This window comes from Pseudomonas sp. P108 (assembly GCF_032613195.1).
GTDB lineage: Bacteria > Pseudomonadota > Gammaproteobacteria > Pseudomonadales > Pseudomonadaceae > Aquipseudomonas.
Genome location: NZ_CP126691.1, coordinates 2,112,384 through 2,130,869 on the forward strand (window position 1 = coordinate 2,112,384; position 18,486 = coordinate 2,130,869).

The 18,486-nt window shown below is 58.5% G+C and carries 15 protein-coding genes; 12 read left to right on the forward strand and 3 right to left on the reverse strand.

Annotated elements, in window-relative coordinates:
- Positions 1-92 precede the first annotated feature (92 nt).
- The 3 genes from acnD (at position 93) to prpD (ending at position 5,844) form a co-directional block, all read left to right on the forward strand.
- Entirely contained in the window at positions 93-2,687 is a 2,595-nt protein-coding gene (acnD, locus tag QOM10_RS09370) for a Fe/S-dependent 2-methylisocitrate dehydratase AcnD (RefSeq protein ID WP_316917904.1), read from the forward strand.
- Positions 2,688-2,741: 54 nt separating this feature from the next.
- Positions 2,742-3,932, forward strand: coding sequence for a 2-methylaconitate cis-trans isomerase PrpF (prpF, locus tag QOM10_RS09375; protein WP_316917905.1), 1,191 nt, complete (start codon positions 2,742-2,744; stop codon positions 3,930-3,932).
- A 427-nt stretch (positions 3,933-4,359) separates the two neighbouring features.
- The gene (gene prpD, locus QOM10_RS09380) at positions 4,360-5,844 is read left to right on the forward strand and encodes a 2-methylcitrate dehydratase (protein ID WP_316917906.1); all 1,485 of its coding nucleotides are present in this window, start codon (positions 4,360-4,362) and stop codon (positions 5,842-5,844) included.
- Here the strand turns inward: prpD and QOM10_RS09385 are convergent.
- The gene (locus tag QOM10_RS09385) at positions 5,837-6,742 is read right to left on the reverse strand and encodes a DMT family transporter (RefSeq protein WP_174245107.1); all 906 of its coding nucleotides are present in this window, start codon (positions 6,740-6,742) and stop codon (positions 5,837-5,839) included. The genes prpD and QOM10_RS09385 overlap by 8 nt on opposite strands.
- 114 nt (positions 6,743-6,856) lie before the next feature.
- Between QOM10_RS09385 and QOM10_RS09390 the strand changes: the two genes are divergently transcribed.
- A complete protein-coding gene (locus QOM10_RS09390; RefSeq protein ID WP_316917907.1) occupies positions 6,857-8,266 on the forward strand; it encodes a PLP-dependent aminotransferase family protein in 1,410 nt (469 codons plus the stop codon).
- Between the two features lie 114 nt (positions 8,267-8,380).
- Here QOM10_RS09390 and QOM10_RS09395 read toward each other — a convergent pair whose 3' ends face one another.
- Positions 8,381-9,199, reverse strand: coding sequence for a pyruvate, water dikinase regulatory protein (locus QOM10_RS09395; protein ID WP_007916411.1), 819 nt, complete (start codon positions 9,197-9,199; stop codon positions 8,381-8,383).
- 174 nt (positions 9,200-9,373) lie between these two features.
- Here QOM10_RS09395 and ppsA point away from each other — a divergent pair, with 174 nt between their 5' ends.
- The 8 genes from ppsA to QOM10_RS09435 all read left to right on the forward strand — a co-directional run bounded on the left by ppsA (position 9,374) and on the right by QOM10_RS09435 (position 17,619).
- On the forward strand, positions 9,374-11,749 hold the full coding sequence (gene ppsA, locus QOM10_RS09400; protein ID WP_127926486.1) for a phosphoenolpyruvate synthase: 2,376 nt from the start codon (positions 9,374-9,376) through the stop codon (positions 11,747-11,749).
- A gap of 183 nt (positions 11,750-11,932) precedes the next feature.
- Positions 11,933-12,922, forward strand: coding sequence for an alpha/beta fold hydrolase (locus QOM10_RS09405; protein WP_127926488.1), 990 nt, complete (start codon positions 11,933-11,935; stop codon positions 12,920-12,922).
- A gap of 225 nt (positions 12,923-13,147) precedes the next feature.
- A complete protein-coding gene (gene rraA, locus QOM10_RS09410) occupies positions 13,148-13,639 on the forward strand; it encodes a ribonuclease E activity regulator RraA (protein WP_127926489.1) in 492 nt (163 codons plus the stop codon).
- Between the two features lie 22 nt (positions 13,640-13,661).
- A complete protein-coding gene (locus tag QOM10_RS09415; RefSeq protein WP_150775088.1) occupies positions 13,662-14,657 on the forward strand; it encodes a zinc transporter ZntB in 996 nt (331 codons plus the stop codon).
- Between the two features lie 63 nt (positions 14,658-14,720).
- Positions 14,721-14,969: a hypothetical protein gene (locus tag QOM10_RS09420; RefSeq protein WP_008076827.1), complete on the forward strand. Its 249-nt coding sequence runs from the start codon at positions 14,721-14,723 to the stop codon at positions 14,967-14,969.
- A 2-nt stretch (positions 14,970-14,971) separates the two neighbouring features.
- Positions 14,972-15,796, forward strand: a complete 825-nt coding sequence (locus tag QOM10_RS09425; protein ID WP_316917908.1) for a mechanosensitive ion channel family protein — start codon at positions 14,972-14,974, stop codon at positions 15,794-15,796.
- A gap of 90 nt (positions 15,797-15,886) precedes the next feature.
- Positions 15,887-16,477, forward strand: a complete 591-nt coding sequence (sigX, locus tag QOM10_RS09430) for an RNA polymerase sigma factor SigX (protein WP_011333251.1) — start codon at positions 15,887-15,889, stop codon at positions 16,475-16,477.
- A gap of 107 nt (positions 16,478-16,584) precedes the next feature.
- A complete protein-coding gene (locus tag QOM10_RS09435) occupies positions 16,585-17,619 on the forward strand; it encodes an OmpA family protein (protein ID WP_126361745.1) in 1,035 nt (344 codons plus the stop codon).
- Between the two features lie 97 nt (positions 17,620-17,716).
- Here QOM10_RS09435 and cobA read toward each other — a convergent pair whose 3' ends face one another.
- On the reverse strand, positions 17,717-18,484 hold the full coding sequence (gene cobA, locus QOM10_RS09440; protein ID WP_127926490.1) for a uroporphyrinogen-III C-methyltransferase: 768 nt from the start codon (positions 18,482-18,484) through the stop codon (positions 17,717-17,719).
- Positions 18,485-18,486 lie beyond the last annotated feature (2 nt).

Consider the following 18,486-nt stretch of genomic DNA (forward strand, 5'->3'; position numbering starts at 1 on the left):
TCGCGAGCAGGCTCGCTCCCACAGTGGATGGTGTGTAACTCAGGTTTGTGTCAGCCACCCTTTGCAACTACCGTGACCCGAGTCCTGACCCGATGAACACAGAATTTCGCAAAACCCTGCCCGGCAGCCCTCTGGATTATTTCGACGCCCGTGCGGCTGTCGAAGCGATTCAGCCCGGCAGTTACGACACCCTGCCGTACACCTCCCGCGTGCTGGCGGAAAACCTTGTGCGTCGCTGCGACCCGGCCACGCTCACCAATTCCCTCAAGCAACTGATTGAACGCAAACGCGACCTCGACTTCCCGTGGTTCCCGGCGCGCGTGGTCTGCCACGACATTCTCGGTCAGACCGCGCTGGTCGACCTCGCTGGCCTGCGCGACGCGATCGCCTTGCAGGGCGGTGACCCGGCGCAGGTCAACCCGGTAGTGCCGACGCAATTGATCGTCGACCACTCGCTGGCAGTGGAGGCAGGCGGTTTCGACAAGCAGGCGTTCGAGAAAAACCGCGCCATCGAAGACCGTCGCAACGAAGACCGTTTCCACTTCATCAACTGGACCAAAAAGGCCTTCAAGAACGTTGACGTGATCCCACCGGGCAACGGCATCATGCACCAGATCAACCTGGAGAAAATGTCTCCGGTGATCCAGGTGCGTGAGGGCGTGGCGTTCCCCGACACTTGCGTCGGCACCGACAGCCACACCCCGCACGTCGATGCTTTGGGCGTGATTGCCATCGGCGTTGGCGGTCTCGAAGCCGAGAGCGTGATGCTCGGTCGCGCCTCGTGGATGCGCCTCCCGGAAAGCGTCGGCGTCGAACTGACCGGCAAGCTGCAACCGGGCATCACTGCCACCGACATGGTGCTGGCGCTGACCGAATACCTGCGCAAACAGAAAGTCGTCGGCGCGTGGCTGGAGTTCTTCGGCGAAGGCGCCGCTGCGCTGACCCTTGGCGACCGCGCGACCATCTCCAACATGGCCCCGGAATACGGCGCCACGGCGGCGATGTTCTACATCGATCAGCAAACCATCGATTACCTGAAACTCACCGGTCGTGAAGACCAGCAAGTGCAGTTGGTCGAGCAGTACGCCAAGCTCACCGGCCTGTGGGCAGACAGCCTGAAAGGCGCGCAATACGAGCGCGGTCTGACTTTCGATCTGTCCTCGGTGGTGCGCAACATGGCCGGCCCAAGCAACCCGCATGCTCGCGTTGCGGTGTCGGATCTGGCCGCCAAAGGCATCTCCGGTCAGTGGGATGACGTGCCGGGGCAAATGCCTGACGGCGCGGTGATCATCGCCGCCATCACCAGTTGCACCAACACCAGCAACCCGCGCAACGTGATTGCCGCCGGACTGCTGGCGCGTAATGCCAACAAACTCGGTCTGACCCGCAAGCCGTGGGTGAAATCTTCGCTGGCGCCAGGTTCGAAAACCGTGGCGCTGTACCTCGACGAAGCGGGGCTGACCACGGAGCTGGAGCAGCTCGGATTCGGTGTCGTCGCCTTCGCTTGCACTACCTGCAACGGCATGTCCGGTGCGCTCGATCCGGTGATTCAGCAGGAGATCATCGACCGCGATCTGTACGCCACCGCCGTGCTCTCGGGCAACCGCAACTTCGACGGCCGCATCCACCCGTACGCCAAGCAAGCGTTCCTCGCTTCGCCGCCGCTGGTGGTCGCCTATGCGATTGCCGGGACCATCCGCTTCGATATCGAAAAAGACGTGCTCGGTGTCGTGGACGGCAAAGAAATCCGCCTGAAAGACATCTGGCCGAGCGACGAAGAAATCGACGCTGTGGTGAAATCTTCGGTCAAGCCTGAGCAGTTCCGTCAGGTCTACATTCCGATGTTCGCCGTCCATGAAGACACTGGCCCGAAAGTCACGCCGCTGTACGACTGGCGCGAGATGAGCACCTACATCCGCCGTCCGCCGTACTGGGAAGGTGCGCTGGCCGGCGCGCGTCCGCTCAAGGGCATGCGCCCGCTGGCGGTGCTGCCGGACAACATCACCACCGATCACCTGTCGCCGTCCAACGCAATCATGCTCGACAGCGCCGCCGGCGAATACCTGGCGAAAATGGGCTTGCCGGAAGAGGACTTCAACTCCTACGCAACGCACCGTGGCGACCACTTGACCGCGCAGCGCGCAACGTTTGCCAACCCGAAACTGTTCAATGAAATGGTCGTGGAAAACGGCAAGGTCAAACAGGGTTCGCTGGCCCGTGTCGAGCCGGAAGGCAAAGTGATGCGCATGTGGGAAGCCATCGAAACCTACATGGAACGCAAGCAGCCGCTGATCATCATTGCCGGCGCCGATTACGGTCAGGGTTCGTCCCGCGACTGGGCGGCGAAAGGCGTGCGTCTGGCCGGTGTCGAAGCGATTGCCGCTGAGGGTTTCGAACGCATTCACCGCACCAACCTGGTGGGCATGGGTGTGTTGCCGCTGGAGTTCAAGCCGGGCACTGACCGTCACACGCTGGCCATCGACGGCAGCGAAACCTATGACGTGATCGGCGAGCGCAAGCCGCGCGCGGACCTGACGCTGGTGATCCATCGCAAGAACGGCGAGCGCGTTGACGTGCCGGTGACTTGCCGTCTGGATACCGCTGAAGAAGTCTCGATCTACGAGGCTGGCGGCGTGTTGCAGCGCTTCGCTCAGGACTTCCTTGAAGAGTCGGCGGTTGCCGTTTAAATCAACTGATGCGGGCATGGGATTTTAAGTCCCATGCTTTCGGTAAGGAGCAATATGGCTCACGCACCACAAATAAAAATCCCCGCCACCTACATGCGCGGCGGCACCAGCAAAGGCGTGTTTTTCAGCCTCAAGGATCTGCCTGAAGCGGCGCAGATTCCCGGTCCGGCTCGCGACGCTTTATTGCTGCGCGTGATCGGCAGTCCCGACCCGTACGACAAACAAATCGACGGCATGGGCGGCGCGACGTCGAGCACCAGCAAAACCGTGATCCTGTCGAAAAGCATCAAGGCTGATCACGACGTCGATTACCTGTTCGGTCAGGTCTCCATCGACAAGCCCTTTGTGGATTGGAGCGGCAACTGCGGCAACCTCTCGGCAGCGGTCGGTTCGTTCGCCATCAGCAATGGCCTGGTCGATGCCAGCCGCATTCCGCACAACGGTGTCGCGGTGGTGCGCGTGTGGCAGGCCAACATCGGCAAAACGATTATTGCCCACGTGCCGATCACCAACGGCGAAGTGCAGGAAACCGGTGATTTCGAACTCGATGGCGTGACTTTTCCGGCTGCTGAAGTACAAGTCGAATTCATGGACCCGGCGGCGGAAGAAGAGGGTGGCGGTGGTTCGATGTTTCCTACCGGCAACCTGATCGATGAGCTGGAAGTGCCGGGCGTTGGCACGTTCAAGGCGACCATGATCAACGCCGGCATCCCGACGATTTTCGTCAACGCCGCAGACATTGGTTATACCGGCACTGAGCTGCAAAGTGCGATCAACAGCGATCCGAAAGCATTGCAGATGTTCGAGACGATTCGGGCTTATGGCGCGCTGCGCATGGGACTGATTGCTAATCTTGATGAAGCGGCGAAACGGCAGCACACGCCGAAAGTCGCGTTCGTTGCCAAGCCTGTGGATTACGTGGCGTCGAGTGGTAAAGCGGTTGCCGCTGGTGACGTGGATTTGCTGGTGCGGGCGTTGTCGATGGGCAAGTTGCATCACGCGATGATGGGCACGGCGGCGGTGGCGATTGGTACGGCGGCAGCGATTTCCGGCACGTTGGTGAACCTTGCGGCGGGTGGCGTTGAACGGAATGCCGTGCGCTTCGGACATCCGTCCGGAACGTTGCGTGTTGGCGCTGAAGCCAGTCTGGAAAACGGCGAGTGGGTGGTGAAGAAAGCCATCATGAGCCGTAGCGCACGCGTTCTCATGGAAGGCTACGTACGCATCCCGGGTGATTCTTTCTGATTTGAGATTTTTCACCCTCACCCCAGCCCTCTCCCAAAGGGTGAGGGGGCCGATCGAGGTGTCTGGAGTAGTACATCGACCTGAAAGATCGAGTCGATTATGGGTTCAAGGGGCCGACCGAGGTGTCTGGGGTTGTACATCGACCTGAAAGAACGAGTTGATTATGGATTCAGGGGCCGACCGAGGTGTTTGAAATTGTGCATTGACCAGATCGATTATGGATTCAATGGCGATCGTTCACGTCGGTGAACCTCCACAGCATCCCCCAATCAGTTCCCTCTCCCTCGGGAGAGGGCTAGGGTGAGGGGCCTCCGACTGAAGAAACACAAAAAGAGCAGGCACCCCAGACCTGCAATCACCCAGACCAAACCCGCCAAGCCCTGAGGAAGACCGCACCCACTCATCATTCCCGCACAGGAGAACCGCAATGAGCGCCAACGTCGACCTGAACAACCGCCCCGACTACGACCATGTCCTGCAGGACATCGCCGACTACGTCCTCACCTTCAAAGTCACCTCCACCGAAGCTCTCGACACCGCCCGCAACTGCCTGATGGACACGCTGGGCTGCGGCCTGCTGGCACTGCGCTTTCCCGAATGCACCAAGCATCTTGGCCCAATCGTCGAAGGCACCGTCGTGCCGTTTGGTGCGCGAGTCCCGGGTACGTCTTATCGCCTCGACCCAGTGAAAGCCGCGTGGGACATCGGCTGCATCGTCCGTTGGCTCGACTACAACGACACCTGGCTCGCCGCCGAGTGGGGCCATCCATCGGACAACCTGGGCGGCATTCTTGCGGTGGCCGATCACCTCTCGCAGAAGCGTCTGGCCAATGCTGAAGCGCCGCTGACGATTCGCGATGTGCTGGAAGCGATGATCATGGCCCACGAGATTCAAGGCGTGATTGCTCTGGATAACTCCTTCAATCGTGTAGGACTCGATCACGTCATTCTGGTGAAAGTCGCCTCGACCGCCGTTACCGCCAAACTGATGGGCGCCAATCGCGAGCAATTGTTGTCGGCGCTTTCCCATGCGTTCGCCGATGGTCAGGCGCTGCGCACCTATCGTCATGCGCCGAATGCCGGCTCTAGAAAGTCCTGGGCGGCGGGGGATGCGACGAGTCGTGGCGTGCGTCTGGCCGACATCGCCATGCGCGGCGAAATGGGTATTCCCGGCGTGCTGACTGCGAAACAGTGGGGCTTTTATGACGTACTGTTCAGCCACACCAATAGCGATCTGGCGCTGAAACCGGAAGATAAACGCGCTTTCAGTTTTTCGCGGCCGTTCGGCAGTTACGTGATGGAAAACGTCCTGTTCAAAATCAGCTTTCCCGCCGAGTTCCACGCGCAAACCGCCTGCGAAGCGGCGGTGACCTTGCACCCGCAGGTGCGCAATCGTCTGCACGAGATCGACAAGATCGTCATCACCACCCACGAATCGGCAATTCGCATCATTTCCAAGGTCGGGCCGCTGGCCAACGCCGCCGACCGCGACCACTGCATCCAGTACATGACCGCCGTGCCGCTGGCGTTCGGCAATCTGGTCGCCGAGCAGTACGAAGACGATTTCCACCGGGCGCATCCAGTCATTGATGTGCTGCGCGAAAAAATGGTCATCGTCGAAGAGCCACGTTTCACCCGCGAGTATCTCGAGGCCGACAAACGTTCGATCGCCAACGCCGTACAAGTTTTTTTCAAGGACGGCAGCAGCACCGAAAACGTCGTGGTGGAATACCCGATCGGCCATCGCCGGCGCCGTGCCGAGGGCATTCCGTTGCTGGAGGACAAGTTCAAAGCCAACCTGGCCACGCGCTTCACCGGTCAGCGCAGCAGCGAGATCTTCGCGTTGTGCAAGGATCAGGCGCTGCTTGAAGCAACGGCTGTTAACCGCTTTGTGGATATGTTGGTTATCTGAACCACTTTTCCACAGGCAATTTGGTGATCGCAAAACCGCTCAACAAAATCGCCGAATAGATCATCAGTTCCCGGGACAGGGTTTGCCCTTCGTACCAGGCGCCGATGATCACGGCGAACACCGGGAAAATGATAAACACGAACGACAGGATGATCGGGCTCAAGCGTTTAAGCAGCAAAAAGTAAACGATGAATCCACCCACCGATGCCACCAACCCGAGATACAGCAGGGCGCCCCACGAGCGGGCGCTGACGTCACTGAACGCCGGCGTCTCAATGCTCAGACCGACAATAAATAACATCAGGCCGGCAATGCCGATCGGCAGCGTGTTGTAGGTGATCACGCTGATCGCGCTGCCGTGTTTTTTCGTCACCACGTAGCACAGCGCATGCATCACCGCTGCACACAGAATTGCCAGTACGCCAAGCCATTCCGCCTGATCCAGATGCAGACCCTGACTGCGAATAATCATGAACAGACTGCCAAAGCCAATCGCGATGCCGAGCATTTGCGACGGGTAGATTTTCTCGCGCAGAAACAGCGCCGAGAACAGCAGGATAAAAACTGGCATGCAACTGAACAGCAGGGCGGTCAGGCCCGATGACACGTGCATCTCGCCGTAGTTGAGCAGGTAGTAGGGCAGGCTGAAATACGACAGCGTGACGAACACAAAGAACCAGCGACTTTGCTTTGGAAAAAACAGCGGTTCCTTGCGCAACAGCGCGAAGCTCAGGAACAGCGGAAAAGCGATCAGAAAACGCAGCCCGGCGGCGGTCAGCGGTGGCACGCTTTCCACCGCAATCTTGATACCCAGCCACGTCGTGCCCCAACTCAGGCAGACGATCAGAAACAAGGTACTGGTGATCAATCCGGCGAGCCAGGGTTTGCTGATGTTCATCGGTGTGCTGACGGCGGTCGACATGCGGCGTGCTCCGAACGGTGGAATTGACCTGATCGCGGAAACGGTCTATTCCTGATTGAATCTGTTTTAAGCACGCTATTCGGGGTGACAATGACTGTCAAAGTAAGTATTGCCATGGTGTCAATCCTTCGCGATGGCCTCGTCAACGGCGTGGGCGTGAAGTACAAACGTCTGGCGGATGCAGTCGCGCAAGCCATCGATGAGGGCGTCATCGATGCGGGATGCAAGTTGCCGCCGCACCGTTTGCTGGCGGACAGCCTGGGGGTGACCATCGGCACCATCAGCCGTGCCTACGGTGAACTTGAGCGTGTCGGATTGGTGGTGGCTCGCGTAGGAGATGGCACCTATGTGCGTCAGCGCGGGATGGAGCGGCCGCAGGACAAAGGCTTTCGCAATGTCAGTGATGAGCCTTCGGCCTGTTTCGACATGAGCCGCAATCAACCGATTCCAGCGCAAGAAGCGGCGTTCATGAGCCAGAGCCTGCAGGAGCTGGCCAGCGATCCGCGGGTGTTGCAGCAATTGACCGGGTATACCGCTGAAGGTGGGCTGGCACGGCACCGCTTGGCGGGTGCGGTCTGGCTGCAGCACGGGGCGTTTGTCCCGCACGTCGATCAGGTGTTGTGCGTCAACGGTGGTCAGCATGGTCTGTTGTGCGCATTGATGGGCTTGCTCAAGGCCGGCGACACCGTTGTGACCGAGCATCTGTCCTACCCGGGATTGATCGGCGTCGCACGCCAGCTCGGGATAAAACTCCTTGGCGCGGCGATGGACGACGAAGGGCTTTTACCGTCGGCGCTGGAGGATATTTGCCGTCAGCATCGTGTTTCAGCGCTGTATTGCACCCCAACGATCCAGAATCCTACAGCCGCTGTGATGTCGATCCCACGGCGCGAGGCGCTCGCCGAGCTCTGTCGCCAGCACAATTTGTTGATCATCGAAGATGAAGCCCACGCAGTACTGGATCGCCAGCGCCCGTTGCCGCTCAGTTATTTTGCGCCGGAGCGTTCAGTGCTGATCGGCAGTTTGAGCAAGGCTGTTTCAGCGGGTTTGCGCGTTGGTTATCTGCACGCGCCGCAAGCGTTGATCGGGCGTTTGAGTGCCGCCATCCGCGCCACCTGCTGGATGGCCAATCCGTTATCGATGGAAGTGGCGAGCCTGTGGATCGAAAGCGGCATGGCCGAGCGTTTGCTGGACGAGCAGATCAGCGAGATCGCTCGGCGCAAAGCGTTGGTGGCGCCTGTTCTGCAGGGTTTGAATTACAAGACTCACCCTTACAGTCCGCATTTCTGGGTGGAGGTGCCTGAGCTGTGGCGGGCGTCGCAGATTGCGGCGGAGTTGAAGGAAAACAACTATCTGGTAGCCACCGCCGAGGCGTTTGCGGTCGGGCATTCAGCGGTGCCGCAGTTCATTCGGGTAAGTGTGTGTAATGCGGTGGGGGATGATCGGTTGTTGCTGGCAGGTTTTGAAGCTCTGGCCAAGGCATTAACAGACACCGTGTAATAGTTCTTCGCGAGCAGGCTCGCTCCCACATTCGACCGCATTTCAACGGGATAAACGCGATCAAACTGTGGGAGCGAGCCTGCTCGCGAAAGCGTCAGCCCAGACACCACAAATCTATTTGAACCGCCGCTCCACACCTTTCTCCACCAGAATCTTCGCCGAAATCTCTTCCACCGAAAAATGCGTGGAGTTGATGTTGGGGATGTTTTCGCGGCGGAACAGATTCTCCACTTCACGCACTTCGAATTCGCACTGGGCGTAGCTCGAATAGCGGCTGTTGGGCTTGCGCTCGTTGCGGATCGCGGTGAGGCGGTCCGGGTCGATGGTCAGGCCGAACAGCTTGTGCTGATGCGCGCGCAGGGCAGTAGGCAGGGTCAGACGCTCCATGTCGTCTTCGGTCAGCGGATAGTTGGCCGCGCGGATGCCGAACTGCATGGCCATGTACAGACACGTCGGCGTTTTGCCGCATCGCGACACGCCCACTAGTATCAAATCGGCTTTGTCGTAATAGTGCGTGCGCGCGCCGTCGTCGTTGTCGAGGGCAAAGTTAACCGCCTCGATGCGCTCCATGTAATTGGAGTTGTGCCCGATCGAATGGGATTTGCCGACGGTATAGGAAGAATGCTCGGTCAGTTCCTGCTCCAGTGGGGCGAGGAAGGTCGAGAAAATGTCGATCATGAAACCATTGGACGTTGCGAGAATCTCACGGATGTCCTGATTGACGATGGTGTCGAAGATGATCGGACGGAAGCCGTCGGTTTCAGCGGCTTTGTTGATTTGTTGTACCATGGCTCGCGCTTTATCCACGCTGTCGATGTACGGTCGCGTGAATTTGCTGAAGGTAATGTTTTCGAACTGCGCCAGGAGGCTTTGACCCAGGGTTTCGGCAGTGATGCCGGTGCCATCGGAGATGAAGAAAGCAGATCGTTTCATTTGCACCTTGGGCCTTAAGCTAGTCATCAATCTTGGATATGATAGGCGCGATTTGCCGGCCGCCAATGGCCAGCATTCTCACTTATTTTCCAGGTCCAGGCCATACAACCGGCCAAGGCTCCCCCGGGCCGCCGGTTTCTGAGCTTTTCCAACACAGTTAGTGGAGAGATCACCTTGGTAGAGTACGTAGTTTCCCTCGATAAGCTCGGCAAACACGATGTTGAGCATGTGGGGGGCAAGAACGCATCCCTGGGCGAGATGATCAGTAACCTGGCAGGCGCCGGTGTTTCGGTCCCCGGCGGCTTCGCCACGACGGCTCAGGCCTATCGTGATTTCCTCGAACTGAGCGGCCTCAACGACCAGATCCACCAGGCCCTCGACGCGCTCGACGTCGACGACGTCAACGCCCTGGCCAAGACCGGCGCGCAGATCCGTCAATGGATCATGGAAGCCGAATTCCCCGAAAAACTGAATGCCGAGATCCGCACCGCGTTCGCCGCGCTGTCGGCCGGCAACCCTGACGTGGCCGTGGCCGTGCGTTCTTCCGCTACCGCCGAAGACCTGCCGGACGCCTCCTTCGCCGGTCAGCAGGAAACCTTCCTGAACATCCGTGGTGTGGAAAACGTTATCCGCGCCGCCAAAGAGGTGTTCGCTTCGCTGTTCAACGACCGTGCGATTTCCTACCGCGTGCACCAGGGCTTCGACCACAAACTGGTCGCCTTGTCGGCTGGCGTGCAGCGCATGGTGCGTTCGGAAACCGGCACTGCCGGCGTGATGTTCACCCTCGATACCGAATCCGGTTTCCGTGACGTGGTGTTCATCACCGGCGCTTACGGTCTGGGCGAAACCGTTGTACAAGGCGCGGTCAACCCGGATGAGTTCTACGTCCACAAGGGCACGCTGGAGGCCGGTCGTCCGGCGATTCTGCGTCGTAACCTCGGCAGCAAAGCCATCAAGATGATCTACGGCGACGAGGCCAAGGCCGGTCGTTCGGTCAAGACTGTCGATGTCGACAAGGCTGATCGTGCACGTTTCTGCCTGAGCGACGCTGAAGTCAGCGAGCTGGCCAAGCAAGCGATGATCATCGAAAAGCATTACGGCTGCCCGATGGACATCGAGTGGGCCAAGGACGGTGACGACGGCAAGCTGTACATCGTGCAGGCCCGTCCGGAAACCGTGAAAAGCCGCACCCAGGCCAACGTCATGGAACGTTACCTGTTGAAAGAAACCGGCACCGTGCTGGTGGAAGGTCGTGCGATTGGCCAGCGCATCGGCGCCGGGAAAGTGCGCATCATCAAGGATGTGTCCGAGATGGACAAAGTCCAGCCGGGCGACGTACTCGTTTCCGACATGACCGACCCGGACTGGGAACCGGTCATGAAGCGCGCCAGCGCCATCGTCACTAACCGTGGCGGTCGTACCTGCCACGCAGCAATCATCGCTCGCGAGCTGGGTATCCCGGCAGTCGTCGGTTGCGGCAATGCCACCCAACTGCTGAAGGATGGCCAGGGCGTGACCGTGTCTTGCGCCGAAGGCGACACCGGTTACATCTTCGAAGGCGAGCTGGGTTTCGACATCAAGAAGAACTCCGTCGACGCCATGCCGGAGCTGCCGTTCAAGATCATGATGAACGTCGGCAACCCGGACCGCGCCTTCGACTTCGCGCAGCTGCCGAACGCCGGTGTCGGCCTGGCCCGTCTGGAATTCATCATCAACCGCATGATCGGTGTGCACCCGAAAGCGCTGTTGAACTACGACGGTCTGCCGCAGGAAATCAAGGAAAGCGTCGACAAGCGTATCGCTGGTTACGACGATCCGGTCGGTTTCTATGTCGAGAAACTGGTTGAAGGCATCAGCACCCTCGCTGCCGCGTTTGCACCGAAGAAAGTCATCGTGCGTCTGTCGGACTTCAAGTCCAACGAATACGCCAACCTGATCGGCGGCAAGCTCTACGAGCCGGAAGAAGAAAACCCGATGCTGGGCTTCCGTGGCGCTTCGCGTTACATCAGCGAATCGTTCCGCGACTGCTTCGAGCTTGAATGCCGCGCGCTGAAGCGTGTGCGCAACGAAATGGGCCTGACCAACGTCGAAATCATGGTGCCGTTCGTCCGTACCCTCGGCGAAGCCAGCCAAGTGGTGGATCTGCTCGCCGAAAACGGCTTGAAGCGCGGCGAGAACGGTCTGCGCGTGATCATGATGTGCGAATTGCCATCCAACGCGATCCTTGCTGAAGAATTCCTCGAATTCTTCGACGGTTTCTCGATCGGTTCCAACGACCTGACTCAGCTCACGCTGGGCCTGGATCGCGATTCCGGTATCATCGCGCACCTGTTCGACGAGCGTAATCCGGCGGTCAAGAAGCTCTTGGCCAACGCGATTGCCGCGTGCAACAAGGCCGGCAAGTACATCGGTATCTGCGGTCAGGGTCCATCCGACCACCCGGATCTGGCCAAGTGGCTGATGGAGCAGGGCATCGAAAGCGTGTCGCTGAACCCGGACACCGTGCTGGAAACCTGGTTCTTCCTGGCGGAAGGCCAAGCGCCGGCCTGATAAGTATGTGAACGGCCCGTTCCCTGTGGGAACGAGCCTGCTCGCGAAGACGGAGCAACATCCGCCATGGATATTGGCTGACACTCCGCTTTCGCGAGCAGGCTCGCTTCCACAGGAGGCGGGTTTTGAGATTCAAGTAGGGCGGGCTCCTGTAGATGCCGCCCTTTTTTGTGCAAGAGCATTATGCAAAGCAGCAGTGACCTATTTCCTGTCGCCCTGATCAGCGCCGAACGGCGCGGCGATCTGAGCGAAGACGTGTATCGCCTGAAACCCGGCAACAGCCCCGACTGGTCCGTGGAAATCGCTGTGACCCGGTTGGGCATGGCCGATGACTCGGCGCCTCGCGGTGTGCCGGTGATTTTGCTGCACGGCAGTTTTTCCAATCGACGTTTCTGGTTTTCACCGAAAGGCCTGGGCCTGGGCGCGTATCTGACGCGACTTGGGTTCGACGTGTGGATTCCGGAGATGCGCGGTCACGGTTTGTCGCAGCGCAACGAGGAATACCGGCGCAACCGTGTCGCCGACTACGCCCGTTACGACTTGCCGGCGATTGCCGCGTTCGTGCGAGAGCAGAGCGGGCAGGTTCCGCACTGGATCGGCCATTCGCTGGGCGGCATCACCCTGGCGGCGGCACTCGGTGGCGAATATCTTGGCGAGCCGGCAGTGGCTTCGGCGGCATTTTTCGGCACCCAGGTCAGCCGTACTTACTGGCCGCTGAAAATCCCGCCGGTCGAGTGGAGCGGGCGCTTTATTCTCAAGCGCTTTGCGCAATTGTCGGGTTCGCGGCTTAAACGAGGCCCGGAAGATGAACCGATCGGCCTGGCGCTGGAAAGCATGCGCTGGTACGGCTTGTTCGGCCGTTTTGGTGACAAGGACAAGGATTGGTGGGCGGGTCTGGCCGACGTCAAGGTGCCGGTGCTGGCAGTGACGGCGGCGGGGGATCATCAGGATCCGGCCTGGGCCTGTCGCAAACTGTTCGAACAGATCGGCTCCGAGCACAAGCAATTCGTCAATCTGGGGCGCGAGCAGGGTTTCACCGATAATTTCGGTCATGTTGAAATGTTGGTGAGCAAAGCGGCGCAGAATGAAGTGTGGCCGTTGGTAGCGCGCTGGTTGAACGATCAGCACACGCCGTTACTGGGCGAGAAGCCTGATCTGGCTGCTGCGGTCTGAGACGGGGCTGGGTAAAGGGCATTTCGTTCAGGTCGGCTTGCGGCTAAGATATGACGAATTGTGCGGTTCTGGTCATATTCGGTGGCAGTTTAGCGATTACGTTTCAGCGTTTGTTCAGGTTCATTCAGCGAACATTCAATGAGCTAAGGTAAACAGCGACCACCGGCACTCGTCTCTTCAGAACGCGGCATCCTTGATCGTCTTGCTTTTTACAGGAGTTTTTCGATGAACCATTACCTTACGCCTGACCTGTGCGACGCCTATCCGGAGCTGGTGCAGGTGCTGGAACCGATGTTCAGCAATTTCGGTGGCCGTGATTCATTCGGCGGCGAAATCGTGACTATCAAATGCTTCGAAGACAACTCGCTGGTCAAGGAACAAGCCGAACTCAAAGGCAACGGCAAGGTGCTGGTGGTCGATGGCGGCGGTTCGCTGCGACGTGCATTGCTGGGCGACATGATCGCCGAGAAAGCCGCCAGGAACGGTTGGGAAGGGCTGGTGATCTACGGCTGCATCCGTGACGTCGACGTCATTGCCCAGACCGATCTGGGCGTGCAGGCGCTGGCCAGCCACCCGATGAAAACCGAAAAACGCGGCATTGGTGACCTCAACGTCGCGGTGACGTTTGCCGGCGTGACGTTCCACCCGGGCCACTACATTTATGCGGACAACAACGGCGTGATCGTCTCGCCGAGCCCGCTGAAAATGCCTGAATAAGATTTTCGACAAAGGGATGCGGATGTTCGAGGAAGAAAACGCGCAATGGGGGCTGGTGCATGCCCTGGTGCTGGACGGTAAAGGCGGTGCGCGTTCGATAGCCCGGACTGAGCTCGACGATTTGCAGTTGCAGGCCCATGAAAGCCTGTGGCTGCATTGGGATCGCAGCCATCCGCAAACCCAGACCTGGCTGCGCAAATCCAGCGGCCTAAATGAATTCACCTGCGACTTGCTGCTGGAAGAGAACACTCGACCGCGCCTGTTGCCGTTGACCGATTCCGAATTGCTGTTGTTCTTGCGCGGCGTCAATCTAAACCCGGGTGCCGAGCCGGAAGACATGGTCTCGGTGCGGATTTTCGCTTCCGCCCAGCGGGTGATTTCCCTGCGTTTGCGTCCTTTGCGTGCCACTGATGAACTGTTGGTGCAATTGGCGGACGGCAAAGGCCCGAAAACGGCTTCTGAACTCATTCTTTATCTGGCGCAGTTCCTCACCAACAAGGTGCAGGATCTGGTCACCTGCCTCTCGGAAATCGCCGATGAGGAAGAAGAAAAGATGGATGCCGACGAACGGTATACCCCCGAGCATGGTGCCATTTTGCACATCCGGCGCAGGGCCGCTGGGTTGAAGCGTTTTCTTGCGCCGCAGCGGGATATTTTCGGACAACTGACGCGGATAAAACTGCCTTGGTTTGTCGATGACGATGCCGATTACTGGAACGAATTGAACAACAGCCTGACCCGCTATCTCGAGGAGCTCGAATTGACCCGGGAGCGCGTGGGGCTTGTGCTGGAGGCGGAAGACCGGCGTTTGAGCGAGCGCATGAATCGCACGATGTACCGCTTCGGGATCATCACCTGCATCTTTTTGCCGATGAGTTTCATCACCGGTCTGCTGGGCATCAACGTTGGCGGAATTCCATTCTCCAGCAGCCCTTATGGCTTCCTGATCGCCTGCTTGACGGTGCTCGCTCTGGCCTTCGGTCAGTGGTGGTTATTCCGTCGTTTGCGCTGGGTCTGAAAATGGCGCATGTGACCCGACCACATCTGCCCGCGTCTTTCACAGACATCACGAGAGGTGCGTATGCACGATCCGTTTGAACAGTCTTTGCGCGACATGCTCAACGCTTCGCCGTCCAGCCGCGACGACGATGCCTGTCTGGGCCGCGTACTCAAAACCGCCAACCGCCAGGTTGGCGCCGGTGATCTGTTCAGCCTGCTGGGCCGCTGGCTGCCCGCGCTGATGATCGCCCTGAATAACGGCTCGGCCCATGTCTCGCCGGTTTCCCGTCTTCGTAAACCTACCGCTCGCACTGCTGATAAGGCTGATTGAATATGGAACTCGACCTCTGGACTCAGAGCCTCGTCACTGCAATGACTGCGTTGTGGACCAAAGTAGCCAACTTCATTCCGAACCTGTTCGGCGCACTGGTCGTGCTGCTGTTGGGTTTCGTCGTGGCCAAGCTGCTCGATACTTTGCTCTCCAAACTGCTCGCCAAACTCGGCCTCGATCGCCTGATGGGTGGCACCGGCCTGACCAAATTAATGTCGCGGGCCGGGCTGCAGGTTCCAATCTCGACCCTGATCGGCAAAATCGTTTACTGGTTCGTTCTGCTGATCTTTCTGGTTTCGGCAGCAGAATCCCTTGGCCTTGAGCGAGTTTCAGCTACGCTGGATATGTTGGCGCTCTATTTGCCGAAAGTATTCGGCGCGGCGCTGGTGTTGCTGGTGGGTGTATTGCTTGCGCAATTGGCCAACGGGCTGGTGCGCGGGGCGGCAGAAGGTGTGGGCCTGGACTACGCTTCGGGGCTTGGGCGAATTGCCCAAGGGCTGGTGATCATCATCAGCATCTCGGTCGCGATCAGTCAGCTCGAGGTCAAGACCGACCTGCTGAACCATGTGATTGTCATCGTTTTGATTACCGTTGGTCTGGCGGTTGCGCTGGCCATGGGGTTGGGAAGCCGGGAAATTGCCGGTCAGATTCTTGCGGGAATCTATGTGCGTGAGTTGTATCAGGTTGGGCAACAAGTGCGTGTTGGCGAGGTCGAAGGGCAGATCGAGGAGATCGGCACGGTGAAAACCACATTGCTGACCAATGAGGGTGAGCTAGTCTCTCTTTCCAATCGGATCCTGCTGGAACAGCATGTGAGTAGCCGCTAATCCGGCAAACCCTGCTAATGTATGCCGCCGCGAAATGCCAGCTGATGCTGGTCGCGGTGGACATTGACCTGACTGTCGGCACGACTTGTTTTGAATAAAGCCCAAACGCTATCCACGCGCTACGACCCCCGCGAGCTCTCTGATGAGGAGTTGGTCGCGCGCTCGCATACCGAGCTGTTTCACGTAACGCGCGCCTATGAAGAACTGATGCGGCGTTACCAGCGAACATTATTTAACGTTTGTGCGAGATATCTTGGGAACGATCGCGACGCAGACGATGTCTGTCAGGAAGTCATGTTGAAGGTGCTGTATGGCCTGAAGAACTTCGAGGGGAAATCGAAGTTCAAAACGTGGCTCTACAGCATCACGTACAACGAATGTATTACGCAGTATCGGAAGGAACGGCGAAAGCGTCGCTTGATGGACGCATTGAGTCTTGACCCCCTCGAGGAAGCGTCCGAAGAAAAGGCGCCGAAACCCGAGGAGAAGGGCGGGCTTGATCGCTGGCTGGTGTATGTGAACCCGATTGACCGTGAAATTCTGGTGCTACGATTTGTCGCAGAGCTGGAATTTCAGGAGATCGCAGACATCATGCACATGGGTTTGAGTGCGACAAAAATGCGTTACAAACGTGCTCTAGATAAATTGCGTGAGAAATTTGCAGGCATTGCTGAAACTTAGTTCAGCGCAAATATCTCTTACGTGTAGGCAAGTTCTGATAGACTTGCCGCCGAGTTGTCCCCCGGTTTGCGGGACTGCTTCACAATCACCAGATGGGGATTTAACGGATGAAACTGAAAAACACCTTGGGCTTGGCCATTGGTTCTCTGATTGCCGCCACTTCGTTCGGCGCTCTGGCACAAGGCCAAGGCGCAGTTGAAATCGAAGGCTTCGCAAAGAAAGAACAATTCGACAGCGCTCGTAACTTCAAGAACAACGGCAACCTGTTCGGCGGCTCGATCGGTTACTTCCTGACCGACGACGTTGAACTGCGTCTGGGCTACGACGAAGTGCACAACGTACGTGCCGATGATGGCAAGAACGTAAAAGGCGCTAACACCGCTCTGGACGCTCTGTACCACTTCAACAACCCAGGCGACATGCTGCGTCCATACGTCTCGGCCGGTTTCTCCGACCAGAGCATCGACCAGAACGGTTCGAACGGTCGTAACCGTTCTACCTTCGCTAACGTTGGTGGCGGTGCCAAGCTGTACTTCACCGAGAACTTCTACGCCCGTGCCGGCGTTGAAGCTCAGTACAACATCGACCAGGGCGACACCGAGTGGGCTCCTAGCGTTGGTATCGGTGTGAACTTCGGTGGCGGCTCCAAGCCTGCTGCTGCTCCAGTTCCAGCACCAGCTGAAGTCTGCTCCGACAGCGACAACGATGGCGTTTGCGACAACGTTGACAAGTGCCCGGACACCCCAGCCAACGTAACTGTTGACGCTGACGGCTGCCCAGCAGTTGCTGAAGTTGTTCGTGTTGAGCTGGACGTTAAGTTCGACTTCGACAAGTCGGTTGTGAAGCCAAACAGCTACGGCGACATCAAGAACCTGGCTGACTTCATGAAGCAGTACCCATCCACCACCACTACTGTTGAAGGTCACACTGACTCCGTCGGTCCTGACGCTTACAACCAGAAACTGTCCGAGCGTCGTGCAAACGCCGTTAAGCAAGTTCTGACCAACCAGTACGGTGTTGAATCGTCCCGCGTTCAGTCTGTTGGCTACGGCGAATCCCGCCCAGTTGCTGACAACAAAACTGACGCTGGCCGCGCTGTAAACCGTCGCGTAGAAGCGCAGGTTGAAGCTCAAGCTAAGTAATTAGCTGCCGCTCTGAGAAAAGCCCGGCTTAGGCCGGGCTTTTCTTTGCCTGCGATTTGGCTTTGCAGCTTTAAAAGATCGCAGCCTTCGGCAGCTCCTACATGAAATCTGCATACGTCCTGTAGGAGCTGCCGCAGGCTGCGATCTTTTGATCTTCACCAGCAGCCGCCACCGCACCAATCACCAGAATCGCCGGGCTCTTCAATCCGAAAATTCCTGCGTCATCGCTCATGCTCATCAGATCACTGCGGCATTCGCGCTGCTCTGGCAACGAGGCATTCTCGATCATCGCCACCGGCGTATCTGCGGCCATCCCGCCCGCCAACAACTGATCGCGAATCTCGCCCAGCTTGGCCACGCCCATATAAACCACCAGCGTCGTCCCGCCCTGCGCCAGCGCCTGCCAGTTCAATTGGCTGTCATCCTGCGTGTGCGCGGTCACCAGGGTCACGCCGCGTGCCACACCGCGCAACGTCAGCGGAATATCGCACTGCGTCGCCCCAGCGAGCCCAGCGGTGATGCCATTGACCAACTCCACCTCAACGCCACGTTCACGCAACCACTGCGCCTCTTCACCGCCACGGCCGAAAATGCATGGATCGCCACCCTTGAGCCGCACCACACACTTGCCGTGGCGGGCATAGCGCAGCATCAGCCGATGGATGAACGCCTGCGGTGTCGAACGGCAACCACCGCGTTTACCCACGGCAATGATTCGCGCGCCAGGGCAATGTTCCAGCACCGCGTCGTTGACCAGATCATCGATCAGCACCACATCGGCCTCGCGCAACGCACGCACCGCTTTTAGGGTCAGCAATTCGGGATCACCAGGACCTGCACCCACCAGCCAGACTTTTGCGTTCATGG